Here is a 14779-nt window from a genome sequence, read left to right as displayed (position 1 = left end):
AGTAGCTTACATTTGTCAACATAAAAGGCTAATGGCTTTTTCATAGGTTTAGGTTGGTTAAGGTTAAAACCCTCGTTTCTGCGAGGGTTTTCCTTTTTTTTCTAAAAACATCTTCTTAAATTTGGTCATAATATTTAATGTAAAATTTTATGACAACAAAATACAACCCAATTCCAAAAGAATTATTTGTTAAGAATAGAGCGAAATTTGTGAAAGCAATGAAACCTCGTTCTCTAGCTATTTTTAATTCAAACGATATTTATCCAATTTCATCAGATTCTACTTTACCATTTGCGCAGCATCGTGATATATTTTATTTATCTGGAGTAGATCAAGAAGAATCTATTTTATTGATTTTTCCTGATGCTTACGATCCAAAATACAAAGAAGTATTATTTGTTCGCGAAACAAATGATCATATTGCAGTTTGGGAAGGAGAGAAATTATCGAAAGATCAAGCAACAGAAGTTTCAGGAGTTAAAACAGTTCTTTGGTTACAAGATTTACCAAATGTTTTACGCAAATTGATGGTAGAGGCAGAAAATGTTTATGTTAATAAAAATGAACATTACCGTGTGACAGAAGCTCCACAAGTAGAAACAAGAGAAGATCGTTTTGTAAAACAGTTGAAAGCAGATTATCCTGGACATACATATTTACGTTCTAATCCAATTTTGCAACGTTTACGTTCTGTAAAAGAACCAGAAGAAATTCAATTGATTCAACATGCTTGTGATATCACTGAAAAAGGATTTCGTCGTGTTTTGAATTTTGTGAAACCAGGTGTTTGGGAATATGAAATTGAGGCTGAATTTGTACATGAATTTATTCGTAATCGTTCTAAAGGATTTGCTTATACGCCAATTATTGCCTCAGGAAATAATGCAAACGTATTGCATTATATTCAAAATAACCAAGAATGTAAAGATGGTGATGTGATTTTGTTTGACGTTGCTGCAGAATATGCGAATTATTCTTCGGATATGTCACGTACAATTCCAGTAAATGGTAAATATACTGCACGTCAACGTGAGGTTTATGAGTCTGTTTTACGTTGTAAAAAAGAAGCGGAAAATATGTTGATTGCTGGAAATAATTGGTACAAATACCACGAAGAATTAGGAAAAGTTTATACTTCTGAGTTGTTAGGTTTAGGTTTGTTAGATAAAGCTGACGTACAGAACGAAGATCCAGCTTGGCCAGCTTATAAAAAATATATGATGCATGGAACATCTCATCACATGGGATTGGATACACATGATTATGGTTTATTGACGGATGATTTTGTTGCGGGTATGGTTTTCACAAACGAACCAGGATTTTATATTCCTGCAGAAGGTTTTGGAATTCGTTTAGAGGATGATTATGTAATTCAAAAAGAAGGTAAACCTTTTAATTTGATGCAAAATATTCCGTTAGAAGCAGAAGAAATCGAAGATTTAATGAATAAATAATTTTTTCAATATTATAAATAAACAAAAATGGAACTCAATTGAGTTCCATTTTTTATTTCCAAAATTCAATAAATCCTATAACTTTGCTCTTGTAATTTAAGGAAACAACATGTTCAAATTTATTCGTAAGGTTATACTTTATCTTTTTGTAGCACATCTTGTATATATTGTTGTGTTAAAATGGGTAAATCCTCCTTTTACTATCACTCAACTTCAGCAAGGAATTGAACAAGGAAAATTTAAGCGCGATTATATTTCGTACGACGAAATGGGACGAAATATAAAATTAGCTGTAATTGGTTCCGAGGATCAAAAATTTCCTACTCATAATGGGTTTGATATGGATGGAATTCAGGAAGCAATCGAAAAAAATAAAGAAGGAAAAAAACTTCGTGGTGGTTCTACTATTTCTCAACAAGTTGCCAAAAATGTGTTTTTGTGGCAAGATCGTTCTTGGTTGAGAAAGGGATTGGAAGTTTATTTTACTTTTATGATCGAAAAAATTTGGGGTAAACAACGTATTTTAGAAATGTACTTGAATACTTCTGAAATGGGAATAGGTGTTTTTGGAGTTGAAGCCGCGTCAGAATATTATTTTAATAAAGCTGCCAAAGATTTAACCAAAAACGAAGCGGCTCGTATTGCAGCAGCTTTGCCATTACCACGAAAATATAATGTCAATCCGCCTTCATCATTTATCAGTAGACGTGCAAGTCATATCGAAAGACAAATGAGAAATATACAAGGAAGCTCAGATTTAGAAAAAGTCTTAGGAGAACAATAAAAAAGAGAAGCTAATTAGCTTCTCTTTTTTATTGTTCTTTTTCTCTCCAATTTATTTTAACTGCAGAAATATTATCTAATTCTAAACGAATTTCAGGAATTTGAATAAACTCATTTTTCAAATAAAAAGCTAAAGGAGAATGATAAGGCTCTCCATTCGCTTTTGTATCATTTTGATGGTCCATAACCCAACCATTTAATTCTGTCGAAAAAGTTTTTAATCGATTAAGAATTTTAGTTCCTAAGCCTAGTTGATGTAATGAATTGTCAACAATTATAGCAAACCATTTTTCGTAATCTCTTTCAAAAATAACAGCCCAACCTTGTATTTGATTTTGTTCATCTACCACAAAAAAATGTTTAGCATCAATCAAATTATTCAAATAAGTATCTACATCTTGTAGACTTTCAAAAGCTAAATTTACAGGATATTCATTGTTCCAAATTTTATAAATATAGTCTTTATGAATTTGATTTAATGTCGTAAAAGAATAGATTTCTAATGAATTAAGTTGAGACATGTGTGGGTTTAATTATTCGGCTAAATATACTAATTATTTAGTCAAAAGTTCTTTTAAAACCAACGGTTTGTCGGTTGTGATATAATGAACTTTCATATCAATCATCTCTTGCATCACTTTTGGTTCGTTAACTGTCCAAACGTTAACTAATAAGCCCAAATCTTTCGCTTCTTTTACCCAAGTTGGATTTTTCTGAAAAACACTGTAATGATAATCAATTCCATTCCAATTTCTTGCTTTTACTTCCTTTGGAGATAAATCACCAGCTAAATAAGAAACATGAAATTTTGGTGCTAATTTCTTGAATTCATCACAAATGTTTTTACTAAATGAAATGATTTCAATTTGTTTTTCGATTTTATTTTTTTTGATGATTTCAATTGCTTTTTTTACTGCACGATCTTCATTTTCTTTAGAAGAATGCGGTTTTAATTCGAAAATTAATTTGACTTTTTTATCTTTTTTTCCTTGCGCAAAATAATCTTCTAAAGTTGGCATATTCTCGTTATTTGCCAATTTCAAAGTTTTTAAAAGTGCCGAATTTGTCGTTTCAATTGTGTGACCTAGGTAATGATCATCATGATTAACCATCAAAACATCATCTGCACTAATTAACACATCAAATTCAGAACCATAAGCATTTATTTCTTGCGCAGATTTTAGAGATTGAATAGAGTTTTTCGCGTTATTTTCGGTATCCCAATATCCGCGATGAGCAATAATTTTTTGAGCATTCGCCATATTTGCAAGCATAAAGGTTGTTAAGGCAGTAAATATAATTTTTTTCATGATGAATTGTTTTTTTTCGAAGTAAAATTATTTCGATTAATCGGTTTTAAAGTTATGAAAATATTAAGTTCCCGAAAAACAATATAATCTGTCGAAAAGCAGAAAAATTGACAGCAATAAAATTGGATTAAATCCTAATTCACCTTAATTTTGCACAAAGACAAACACAATGACGCAAGGAATTATTATTTTAGATTTTGGCTCGCAATACAATCAGTTAATCGCGCGCCGAATTCGAGAATTTGGAGTTTACACAGAAATTATTCCCTACAATACTTCAATCGAAGAAATCAAGAAACACAATCCAAAAGGAATTATTTTATCAGGCGGACCATCTTCAGTTTTTGGAGATGACGCAGCTTTGGTAGAGAAAGAATTATTCGAATTAGGCGTTCCTGTATTAGGAATTTGCTACGGAATGCAGTTGATTTCGCACTTATTAGGTGGAGAAGTAAAGAAAGGAGAAAAAGGAGAATACGGAAAATCTGAATTAACAGTTTTAGCTCAAAACAGTTTATTCGCAGGTGTTCCAGAACAATCTACAGTTTGGATGAGCCACTTCGACGAAGTGATGACAGCACCAACTGGATTTACTGTTTCAGGAAAATCAAACATCGATATAGCTGCAATTGCAAACGAAGATCAAAAGATTTTTGCAGTACAATTTCATCCAGAAGTTACACATACAGAGTATGGATCACAAATGTTAGAAAATTTTGTTTTCAACATTTGTAAGGCAGAAAAGAATTGGGTTTTAAAAGATTTTATCGAAACAGAAATTGCTCGTATAAAAGAGGTAGTTGGTGATAAAAAAGTTATTTTAGGACTTTCTGGAGGTGTTGATTCTTCTGTTGCTGCGGTTTTGATTCATCGTGCAATTGGAGATCAATTAACATGTATTTTTGTTGATACTGGTTTATTGAGAAAAGATGAAGGGAAAAAAGTAATGGAAAATTACGGAAAGCACTTCAACATGAACATCAAAATGGTAGATGCTTCAGAACGTTTCTTAACAAACTTGAAAGGTATTGACGAACCAGAAGCAAAACGTAAATCAATTGGTAAAGATTTTGTGGCTGTTTTTGATGAAGAATCAAACAAATTTGAAGATGCAGCATTCTTAGCACAAGGAACTATTTATCCAGATGTGATCGAGTCTCAATCTGTAAAAGGACCTTCTGCAACTATTAAATCTCACCACAATGTAGGAGGTTTACCAGAAGATATGAAACTTCAATTATTAGAACCATTACGAGAATTATTCAAAGATGAGGTGCGTAAAGTTGGAGTAGAATTAGGTATTCCTCGCGAATTAGTTTACCGTCATCCATTCCCAGGACCAGGTTTAGGAATCCGTGTTTTAGGTGAAGTTGACGAAGAAAAAGTACGTATTTTACAAGAAGCTGATCAAATTTTTATTGATGAGCTTTATGCACATAATTTATACGACGAAGTTTCTCAGGCTTTCGTGGTTTTATTACCAGTAAAATCGGTAGGTGTAATGGGAGACGAGCGTACGTATGAATATACGGCGGTTGTTCGTTCTGCAAATACAATCGATTTTATGACAGCAACGTGGTCTAAATTACCTTACGAATTCTTAGAAATTGTTTCGAATAGAATTATCAACGAGGTAAAAGGAATTAACCGTGTAGCGTATGATATCAGCTCAAAACCACCAGCAACTATTGAGTGGGAATAATCGAAATAATATATTAAGTCAGCACGAATGCTGACTTTTTTCTTTGTAAAACTTTAAAAACTAAATATTAATGGAACTTTTAAAAGAAAGAATTCTGAAGGATGGAAAAAGTTTCGATGGTGGAATTCTAAAAGTTGATAGTTTTATCAACCATCAGATGGATCCTGCCCTAATGAAAGCAATTGCAAGTGAATTTGTACAGCGTTTTTCAGATCTTAAAATTAACAAGATTATAACTATCGAAGCAAGTGGAATAGCGCCTGCAATTATGGTTGGATTAGAGCTTAATTTGCCTGTTGTTTTTGTCAAAAAAGCAAAACCTAAAACGATGGCAGATTTTTATACTTCGCAAGTTTATTCGTTTACAAAAGACAGAACGTATGATGTTTGTGTGAGCAGTCAATTTTTGAATGAAAATGATAATGTCATTTTTATTGATGATTTCTTAGCAAACGGAAATGCTGCATTAGGAGTTGAAGATTTAATCAAACAATCAGGCGCAAATCTTTTGGGAATGGGATTTATTATCGAAAAATCTTTTCAAGAAGGAAGAGATCGCTTATTGAATGAAAATATTAGAGTAGAATCTTTGGTTAGATTAAAATCTTTGGGAGATAATTCTATTATTTTTGAAGAAGAATAAATAATGTATTAAAGCCAATTTATTTTGGCTTTCTTTTTGCTTTTTAAATTCAAAAAAAACTCACCTATTTATGAAAATAAAATTACTTATTATTACTTTCTCTTTATTACTTTTTTCTAATTGTAATTCATATAAATCAGCCAATACAGCTTTAATTTCAGGAAATTTTCAGCAAGCTTTTGAGCAATCTACTCAAGCTTATTTTAAAAACCCTTCCGAAAAAAATGGAATTAAATATGTGCCGTTAATTTTTGAAGCGTATCACAAAGGGCAACAAACAGATGAAAATCGATTAAAAGAAATTGAATCTTTACCAAATCCTTCTAAATACCAAGAAGCTTATCAAATTATTAATCGTTTACAAGATAGACAGAAAGCTATTTCTGGTATTAATGGGCGAATGGTAAATGGTAAAAACTATTCGTTCAAAATCAAAGATTATACAATAGCTTTCAAAACGATTCAAGAAAAATATGCGCAATTTTTATATGATGATGGAAAGTCTTTTATGAGTCAAGGAGGAAAATTGAATGCGCAAACAGCTTATCAAAAGTTTCAAGTTTTGGAAAGTGTTTATTCAAATTATAAAGATACTCGTAGTTTGATGAATACCGCTCGTGCAAACGGAATGTATAAAGTTTTGGTACAATTGGTAAATAACACAGAAGTTGTTATTCCTAAACTACTAGAGAAAGATTTGTTAGATTTTAACTCATATGGATTAGACACAAAATGGACAGAATTTTATTCGGGTAAATTGAATAATTCGTATGATTATGTGATTCAACTAAGTTTCGAGACAATTAATATTTCACCAGAACGAGAAAAAATTGAAGTTCATAATTTCGAGAAAAAGATTGTAGATGGTAAAGAAGAATTGGTGCAAAATGGAGTAGTGGTAAAAGATAAAGATGGGAAAACAGTGATGGTAGATCGTTATATTACTGTAAAAAGCCGTTTCGAAGAAATTCAACGAATCAAAGAAGCTGCAATTACTGCACGATATTATTTAATCGATAATCAAAAAGAACAAGCAATCGATTCAAAAAACTTGGCGAGTCAATATGTTTTTAGAGATTCTTATGGAACTTATAAAGGAGATCGACGTTCTTTGGATCGCGATTATCTAAATATGATTGGAAGAAGACCGCTTCCTTTTCCTTCAAATGAGCAAATGATTTTTGATTGTGGACAAGATTTAAAGCGTAAATTTAAGAACGAAATTGCACGTATGAGACTTTGATAAAAAAAAGTGAAAAATTTAATCATTTTTTAAAATTCATTTTCAATAGCTTATCGATTCTGACGTCTGTTTTAGCTAAAAACTTGTAAAATTAGTTTTGGAGAATTAAAAAACCTTTCTATATTTGCACAGCAATTAAGACATAGACCCATGGTGTAACGGTAGCACATCGGTTTTTGGTGCCGCTAGTTGGGGTTCGAATCCCTGTGGGTCTACAAAATGTCTTAAATCTCAATAAGGATTTTGTTGAGATTTTTTATCTAATAAAGGTTGCAGAAATTGAAATAAAATTTAGACAGACCCATGGTGTAACGGTAGCACATCGGTTTTTGGTGCCGCTAGTTGGGGTTCGAATCCCTGTGGGTCTACAATTTTTTCAATTTCATTTAATAATCATGGACAGACCCATGGTGTAACGGTAGCACATCGGTTTTTGGTGCCGCTAGTTGGGGTTCGAATCCCTGTGGGTCTACAGAAATTAAGCTTCAATAGATATATTGAAGCTTTTTTTTATCAATTAACTTTATTATATTTATAGTAATTGATTTATAAAATGACTTTAGAAAACATAATTTTAGAAGCTAAGAAAGGGAAACGAAATGCTCAGAACGCAGTGATAGAGGTTTTGTGGAACAAAGTTTACCATTATGTTTATAACAAGATCAGAAACGAAGAAGAAGCAGAGGATATCGCTATAGAAACGTTTACAAAGGTATTTACAAAATTAAAACTCTATAACGAAGATTTTGATTTTACGACTTGGGTAATTTCTATTGCACATAACACGATGATTGATCACATTCGAAAATCTCCAAAACTTAATATCTCGATTGATGATGAAACAAATCTTCTTGAGATTTTAGAAGATCATCCTTCTCCCGAAGAACATCTAATTTTAAAACAAGATAACGATACTTTAATAAAGGCTATTGCAAAATTGAGAGAACCTTATCAAAGAATTATCGAATTACGTTATATCGAAGATAAGACCTATAAAGAGATAGCAGAAGAACTCAATTTGACGTTACCAAATGTTAAAGTTCGACTTTTAAGAGCCAAACAATTGTTAACAGAGGTAATGCAAAGTAATATTTAGTAAATTTATTCGTTGAAAATTTGTTGAAGTAAACCGAACTGAGAAATGAAGAAGTACATATACCTTACAACACTAATTATCGCAAGTTTATTCTTGACTTCTTGTGGAAGTAGTAAAGTGACTTCTTATAAGAAAACAGGTTCTAAAAAAGTGTATACTTCAACTAAAAAAACAGAATCCTCAGAAGTTTTTCGTTCAAAAAATGCAGATGATAGTGCTCCGCGTGATGTCAATAAAATTCTGAAAACAGCAAAATCATACTTAGGAACTCCTTATAAATATGGCGGAACGACAAATACTGGTTTCGATTGTTCTGGATTAGTTTATGTTAGTTTTAAGGAAATGAATTTAGAATTGCCACGTCGTTCAAGTGATCAGGCAGAATATGGAAAAGAAATTACAATCGAAAATGTTAAAATTGGTGATTTGATTTTTTTCAATACTTCAGGAAATTCAATCTCGCATGTTGGTATAGTTGAGAGTATTAGCCACAATGGAGTAATCAATTTTGTACATTCATCAACCTCTAAAGGTGTCATCATTTCTTCCCTTGATGAGAATTATTGGAAAACTAGATTTGTAAAAGCCGTTAGACTTTTATAACTTGAAGTGTGTTTAACAATAGAAATATATTACTTAGTTTTTTCGGATTACTATTTTTTAGTTTATCCTTAGTTGTCAATGCTCAAGAGGATAGTGTAAAAATTGATACAGTCAAGATTGAAAATAAAAATCATTCAAAGTTCAGAAAGTTATACGAGAAGTTATTATTCAAGAAAAAACCGACAAGTTTTCCTATACAACCGAACAATGATGTAGATGATGGTAAATATCAGGGAAAAATCATTCGAAATATATATTACAAAACTCAAGATCCATTTGGATATTCACTACAAGATACTACAAAAAAACCTACAAAGTGGATTGAAAGGGCAGGGAATACCTTACACGGAAAATCCAAAAATTTTGTATTACGACAAAATATGTTGTTAAAACCAGGTGATATTTACGATTCATTAAAGGCTGCTGAATCTGAACGTTTGATTCGTACCAATCGTGCTATTCGCCGTGTAGAAATAAAAGAAGAAGCTGTAGGAAAAGACTCGGTTGATTTATATGTAAATTCAATTGATTCGTGGAGTATGTATATTACAGGTTCCGTTTCGAGTTCTAAAATGGGACTTCGAGTTCGTGAACGAAATTTTTTAGGATTAGGACATGTATTTGATAATCGTTATCGACACAATTATAAAACAGGTAATTCGCTTTATCAATTCAATTATACAGTGCCTAATATTGCACAAACACGAATTATAGGAAATGTGCGATACTTCAAAAATGAGGACAACCATTATACAAAATCCATCAGCTTTGTTCGCCCGTTTTATTCGCCTTTGGCACACTATGCAGGAGGTGTGTCGGTGGGACAAGTTTACTTTAAAGACTCGTTAGATTTTGAGAAACCGATTTTAGTAGACAATCATTTTAAGTATTATTATCAAGATTATTGGTTAGCGAGAGCATTTCGTATTGATGATCATCGATCAGATAATATTACTAATTTAATTGTTTCTGCGCGATTTTATGACCGAAATTATACAGAAACACCAACACAAGAAAATGATCCAGTCAATTTTTTTTCAGATCAAACAAACTATTTAGTTGGATTAGGAATTTCATCTAAACGATACATCAAAACAAGGTATATTTTCAATTATGATATTGAGGAAGATATTGCCATTGGAAAATCTTTAGGAATTATTGGAGGAGTACAAAATATACGTCAAACTGATCGTTATTACCTTGGAGGAAAAGCATCTGCAGGAGGTTTTTTAAACACTGGTTTTTGGGGATTTGGAATTGAATTTGGAGGATTTTTTAATAAAGGTAAATTTGAACAGAAAACTTTGTCAGTCGAGTTGCAATATATGGCAAGATTGATAACATGGGGAAATTGGAAGTTCAGAAACTTTATGAAAACCAATTATTTGTTGGGTCATGATCGTTTGGATTCTCCAGCTGATCAACTTTCACTTCACGAACATGATTATTTAGGAATGGCAGGTTTTAAATCGGATAGAGGATTAACGGGGCAACAAAAATTAATGTTCGAGTATCAGTTACAATCATACACACCTTACCAGTTTTTAGGATTTCGTATTTCGCCATTTTTTAATGCTATGGTGGCAGCGATTGGTGATAACAAAAAATTTATATTAAATAATAATCCAATATATTCTCGTTTTAGTTTAGGTGTAATGTTAACGAACGACTATTTTGTTTTCAATAATATTCGTTTTTCTTTATCTTATTATCCTTCAATTCCAGGGCAAGGAAATAATTTAATTAAGACAAATTTACTCGATAACAGAGATTATCAAATGATGGATTTTGATTTCTCGAAACCAAATTATATTCGTTGGAATAGATGGGATTAAAATATAAAAAAGCTTGAAGATTTCTTCAAGCTTTTTTAATTGATTTATATTTTTATTTCACTTGTCTCGAAACAATCCACGAAACTAAACTTCCTAATCCAAGAACGGTTACAATTACTGCAATAAAATTTTCAATAGAAAAAATAAATGGAAATGGAACAGTTGGCGAAGCCATAACCAATCCAAAATCTATTTGTAACAAACCAATAACAGTTGCAATTAATAAACCTGTAGCCATTGCAATAAAAGTGATGATAAAGCCTGTTTGAAAAAAGATGTTACGAATATTTTTTCGAGATAATCCAAAACTATACATGGTTTGAATTTCTTTCTTTTTATCTAAAATTAAAATAATAATTGTCCCAGCTAAATTAAAACATGCAATGATAATCACTAACGTAAAAATAAGATAACTGATTAAGTTTTCCATGTTCATCACCTTTAAGAAAGCCGAATCCAAATCTTGTCGAGTTTCTATTTTGTAATTAGAACCCAATACTTTTTGTAGTTGAGTTTTTACATCATTAAAAGATTTTTTTCCAGTTGTTTTTACCTCAATCGAATAACATTTATTTTCGTTTAATAACAACAATTCTTGCGCTAAACCTAAGGTTGTAAAAACGTGTTTATCATATTGTTCATTCAACATAAAAACACCAACACTATATGCATCTTTGCGTGTAAAAGCGTCGCTTTCTTGCTTAATTAAACCTGTTCCAGCTTTTGGCATCATCAAATCTGCTGGCGTTATTGGATCGATATAAAGTTGTAGACGTTCTGCAATTCCATTCGATACAATAAAGTTGTCAGAACGAGTAAAATCCAAATATTGACCGCCATAAACAACGGTATCTAAACGCGTAACTTTTGTGAAATTTTCGTCAACACCTTTTAGATAAGCGATATCTTGCTTTCCTTTGTAATCGATATAGACTTTTTCTTCGATAATTTTGGAAAAAGCTTTGACATCTTTTTGTTGTTTTAATTGATCCACAACAAAAGTTAAGCTGTCTAATACTTTTCCTTTAGAAGGAGAAATTTTTATTTCAGGATTTACATTGCTGTAATACTTTAAATTCATTTTTTCTAAACCCGAAAATACCGATAAAATAATAAACAAAGCTGCTGTAGCAACCAAAATAGCACCAACCGCAATTGATGTAATAATGTTTACAGCGTTTGTATTTGTTTTCGAAAAAATGTAGCGTTTCGCAATGTAAAGTGAAATGTTTCTCATTATAAGATTGGATTATTTCCTTCGCCTCTCAACGCTTTATCAATTTTATCCATTTCGTCTAACGAGTTGTCTAAAATAAATATTAATTCTGGTGTAATACGCATTTGTTTAGAAGCGCTTTTTGATAAAATTCCTCTAAATAAAGGTGTATTCACTTTAATTTCTTTGAAAATTTCGTCTTTTTGAGTACTTGGAAAAATACTAACATAGATTTTAGAAACGCTCAAATCTGGTGTTACTTTTACTTCCGTAACACTAATCAAGTTTCCTGGGAATTCTTTTACAGCCCATTTTCTAAAAGCTTCTGCTAATTCTTCTTGAAATAATTTACTTACTTTTTGTTGTCTATTGCTATCCAATTCTATTCATTTTTATAAGACTGTAAAATTACTGCATTTTTTCGTGATTAAAAATGTTATTTTTGATATTCAGTATCACCTAAATAATAAGTTTATGGTAACTAAATCGTCAAAAATTTTAGATTTAATAAATCATTTTATTGCAACAAATGAGAAAAATCAAAAAGAATTAAAAAATCTAAATATTGAAAAATCTGATGAGATGATTAATAATTTTATTCATTTTATTGAAGAATCTAATTATAATTTAGTTTTAATAAATCCATTTATTGAATTATTACAGTTTCTTAATAATAAAAAATTTATAAATCAGTTTGAATTGGATGATATAGAAAGATTGTATGATAGTCTTTTGAAATTTAAATTTATAGAATACTATATTGAAGCTTCTTATTTTATTTGGGCAGTTCAAGATAAAAAAGAAAAAGCTTTGAAGATTGTAGAAATCGGATTGAAATTAATTGAAAAAAAGAGATTTGAAATGAAAGAATTAATTTATAAGATAGAGAACGAATAAACTCCTAATCAAAATCATTCGAAACCAATCATTCTTCTTTGTAAATTTGTTTTAATGAAAAAAGATATCGAAACTTCTGAAGATGTTACTTTATTGGTGAATACGTTTTACGATAAAGTGCAAAAAGATGATGTAATTGGTTACTTTTTTTCGGAAGTTGCAAAGGTAAATTGGGACGAACATTTGCCGCATATGATTCAGTTTTGGGAAACTGTTTTGTTAGGAAAAGCAACTTTTGAAGGTTGGCCAATGCGAACACATTTGGTTTTGAGTCAAAAAGAAAAATTAAAACCACATCATTTCGAGCGTTGGATAGAATTGTGGTACGGAATAATTGACGAAAATTTTGAAGGAGAGCTTGCAAATGAAGCAAAAAATAGAGCAAAAATTATGCGAGATTTAATTCTTTTCAAAATTGACCAAATGGAACAAAAACAAGGTTTTATTCAATAAAAAAATGCAACTTTTATGAAGTTGCATTTTTTGTATTATTAAGATATGATTGAAAAATTATTTCGCAATCATGATTAATTTTTTATTGATAAACTCCATAATTCCAGCTTTAGAAAGCTCTCGTCCGTAACCCGAATGTTTTACACCTCCGAAAGGTAAATCTGGGCTTGAAGAAACTTGTTTGTTCACGTAAACCATTCCAGAATCTATTCTACGAGCGATTTTCTCTGCATTCGGAACATCTTCTGTGTAAATAGAAGCACCTAATCCATAAGGCGTGTCATTCGCAATTTTGATTGCTTCTTCTACATCTTTCACTTTCCAAATACAAACCACAGGCCCGAAAACTTCTTCGTCATAAGCTTTCATTCCAGGTTTTAAATCCGTTAGAATAGTTGGTTGTAAAAAGAAACCTTCACGATCAATACGTTTACCTCCAGAAACAATTGTTGCGCCTTTATTAGCCGAATCGTTAATTTGATCCAATAATTTTTCTAATGCACTTTCCGAACTAACAGGTCCCATATTTGTATCTGCTTGAGTTGGATCTCCAACTTTCATTCCATTTACATGAGTTGTAATTCGTTGTAAATATTCGTCGTAAATACCTTCTTGTACAATAATACGTTTCGAAGAAGTACAGGCTTGTCCAGCATTACGTAAACGTCCATTAATTGTTCCGTTCATCACTTTTTCGATATCTGCATCATTCAAAACAATCATAGGATCAGAACCACCAAGTTCTAAAACAGAAGGTTTTACATTTTTACCTGCAATACTTGCAACCTCTGCACCTGCAGCTTCTGAACCAGTTAAAGAAACACCAACAATTTTTGGATTATTGATAATTGCATCTGTATCTTTTCCTGACATCAACAAGTTTTTGTATAAACCTTTTGGAGCTCCTGCAGCTGTAAACATTTCTTCGAATGCAATTCCGCATTGCGGAATATTAGAAGCTGTTTTTAAAACAACCGTATTTCCCGCCATAATGTGAGGACCAGCAAAACGTGCAATTTGAGAAAAAGGAAAATTCCAAGGCATAACACCTAATAAAACACCAATTGGTTCTAAAACCACATAAGCGTCACCTTTTTCAGTTTTTAAAGGAACATTTGATAAAAATTCTTCTGCATTATCTGCATAATAATCGATGATATTTGCGCTATACTCAATTTCGATTTCACTTTCATACAATGGTTTTCCCATTTCAGTCGTAATCAAAGATGCTAAACGAGTTTTTTGTTTACGCATTTCATTTGCAACACGTTTCATAACAGCTTTTCTTTCTTCAAAAGATTCAAATCGCCATGTTTGATATAATTCGTTTGCTTCGTCTATATATTGATTGATTTCTTCGCTTGTGTAGGCTTGAAATTCTTTTTCGATTTTACCTGTAGTAGGATTTAGTGTTCTGATTGAACTTGCCATTTCACTCTTTATTTAATCTATACAAAGTTGTAGCAATTCTTGTTCCTAACAAAATTTTTAGGATAAATAAAACTGATAATTTGTTGAATAATTATGATTGAAGTTGATTTTAA

Annotated in this window: 15 protein-coding genes and 3 tRNA genes; 13 read left to right on the top strand and 5 right to left on the bottom strand. The window is 31.3% G+C overall.

All coding sequences use genetic code 11. The annotated features are described in order from the left end of the window. Positions 1-149 precede the first annotated feature (149 nt). Positions 150-1454, top strand: coding sequence for an aminopeptidase P family protein (locus AC2I98_RS06400; RefSeq protein WP_486413780.1), 1305 nt, complete (start codon positions 150-152; stop codon positions 1452-1454). Positions 1455-1563: 109 nt separating this feature from the next. Then, positions 1564-2238, top strand: a complete 675-nt coding sequence (gene mtgA / locus AC2I98_RS06395) for a monofunctional biosynthetic peptidoglycan transglycosylase (protein WP_486413779.1) — start codon at positions 1564-1566, stop codon at positions 2236-2238. A 28-nt stretch (positions 2239-2266) separates the two neighbouring features. Here the strand turns inward: mtgA and AC2I98_RS06390 are convergent, their stop codons facing one another. Further along, positions 2267-2758, bottom strand: a complete 492-nt coding sequence (locus AC2I98_RS06390) for a GNAT family N-acetyltransferase (protein ID WP_486413778.1) — start codon at positions 2756-2758, stop codon at positions 2267-2269. Between the two features lie 33 nt (positions 2759-2791). After that, positions 2792-3547: a glycerophosphodiester phosphodiesterase family protein gene (locus tag AC2I98_RS06385; protein WP_486413777.1), complete on the bottom strand. Its 756-nt coding sequence runs from the start codon at positions 3545-3547 to the stop codon at positions 2792-2794. A 169-nt stretch (positions 3548-3716) separates the two neighbouring features. Between AC2I98_RS06385 and guaA the strand changes: the two genes are divergently transcribed. The 9 genes from guaA to AC2I98_RS06340 all read left to right on the top strand — a co-directional run bounded on the left by guaA (position 3717) and on the right by AC2I98_RS06340 (position 10669). Further along, entirely contained in the window at positions 3717-5249 is a 1533-nt protein-coding gene (gene guaA / locus AC2I98_RS06380; protein ID WP_486413776.1) for a glutamine-hydrolyzing GMP synthase, read from the top strand. 70 nt (positions 5250-5319) lie between these two features. Next, a complete protein-coding gene (xpt, locus tag AC2I98_RS06375) occupies positions 5320-5892 on the top strand; it encodes a xanthine phosphoribosyltransferase (protein ID WP_486413775.1) in 573 nt (190 codons plus the stop codon). 70 nt (positions 5893-5962) lie between these two features. After that, positions 5963-7135: a hypothetical protein gene (locus tag AC2I98_RS06370; RefSeq protein WP_486413774.1), complete on the top strand. Its 1173-nt coding sequence runs from the start codon at positions 5963-5965 to the stop codon at positions 7133-7135. A gap of 144 nt (positions 7136-7279) precedes the next feature. Beyond that, positions 7280-7350 (top strand) — tRNA-Gln (locus AC2I98_RS06365). An 82-nt stretch (positions 7351-7432) separates the two neighbouring features. Next, positions 7433-7503 (top strand) — tRNA-Gln (locus AC2I98_RS06360). Between the two features lie 33 nt (positions 7504-7536). Next, positions 7537-7607, top strand: a tRNA-Gln gene (locus tag AC2I98_RS06355). Positions 7608-7688: 81 nt separating this feature from the next. After that, on the top strand, positions 7689-8231 hold the full coding sequence (locus AC2I98_RS06350) for an RNA polymerase sigma factor (RefSeq protein WP_486413773.1): 543 nt from the start codon (positions 7689-7691) through the stop codon (positions 8229-8231). A gap of 45 nt (positions 8232-8276) precedes the next feature. Next, a complete protein-coding gene (locus tag AC2I98_RS06345) occupies positions 8277-8834 on the top strand; it encodes a C40 family peptidase (RefSeq protein ID WP_486413772.1) in 558 nt (185 codons plus the stop codon). 8 nt (positions 8835-8842) lie between these two features. Beyond that, positions 8843-10669, top strand: coding sequence for a BamA/TamA family outer membrane protein (locus AC2I98_RS06340; RefSeq protein ID WP_486413771.1), 1827 nt, complete (start codon positions 8843-8845; stop codon positions 10667-10669). Between the two features lie 52 nt (positions 10670-10721). On the opposite strand, the gene AC2I98_RS06335 is transcribed toward AC2I98_RS06340, so the two are convergent. Continuing rightward, positions 10722-11906 carry an ABC transporter permease gene (locus AC2I98_RS06335; RefSeq protein WP_486413770.1) on the bottom strand — a complete coding sequence of 395 codons (1185 nt, stop codon included), beginning with the start codon at positions 11904-11906 and terminating at the stop codon, positions 10722-10724. Next, a complete protein-coding gene (rbfA, locus tag AC2I98_RS06330) occupies positions 11906-12265 on the bottom strand; it encodes a 30S ribosome-binding factor RbfA (protein WP_135836665.1) in 360 nt (119 codons plus the stop codon). Before rbfA ends, AC2I98_RS06335 begins: the two co-directional genes overlap by 1 nt. Before the next feature lie 94 nt (positions 12266-12359). On the opposite strand from rbfA, the gene AC2I98_RS06325 reads away from it, so the two are divergent. Together AC2I98_RS06325 and AC2I98_RS06320 are read left to right on the top strand one after the other, a co-directional pair. Continuing rightward, positions 12360-12782, top strand: coding sequence for a hypothetical protein (locus tag AC2I98_RS06325; RefSeq protein ID WP_486413769.1), 423 nt, complete (start codon positions 12360-12362; stop codon positions 12780-12782). Between the two features lie 54 nt (positions 12783-12836). Next, the gene (locus tag AC2I98_RS06320; protein ID WP_486413768.1) at positions 12837-13235 is read left to right on the top strand and encodes a group III truncated hemoglobin; all 399 of its coding nucleotides are present in this window, start codon (positions 12837-12839) and stop codon (positions 13233-13235) included. Between the two features lie 57 nt (positions 13236-13292). Here AC2I98_RS06320 and AC2I98_RS06315 read toward each other — a convergent pair whose 3' ends face one another. Further along, entirely contained in the window at positions 13293-14666 is a 1374-nt protein-coding gene (locus AC2I98_RS06315) for an NAD-dependent succinate-semialdehyde dehydrogenase (protein ID WP_486413767.1), read from the bottom strand. Between the last annotated feature and the right edge of the window lie 113 nt (positions 14667-14779).

The sequence above is a fragment of the Empedobacter sp. EJD.6dd genome (genome assembly GCF_057369435.1).
Note: the sequence above shows the minus strand (reverse complement) of the source record. Positions and strands in the feature narration are given on the sequence as shown.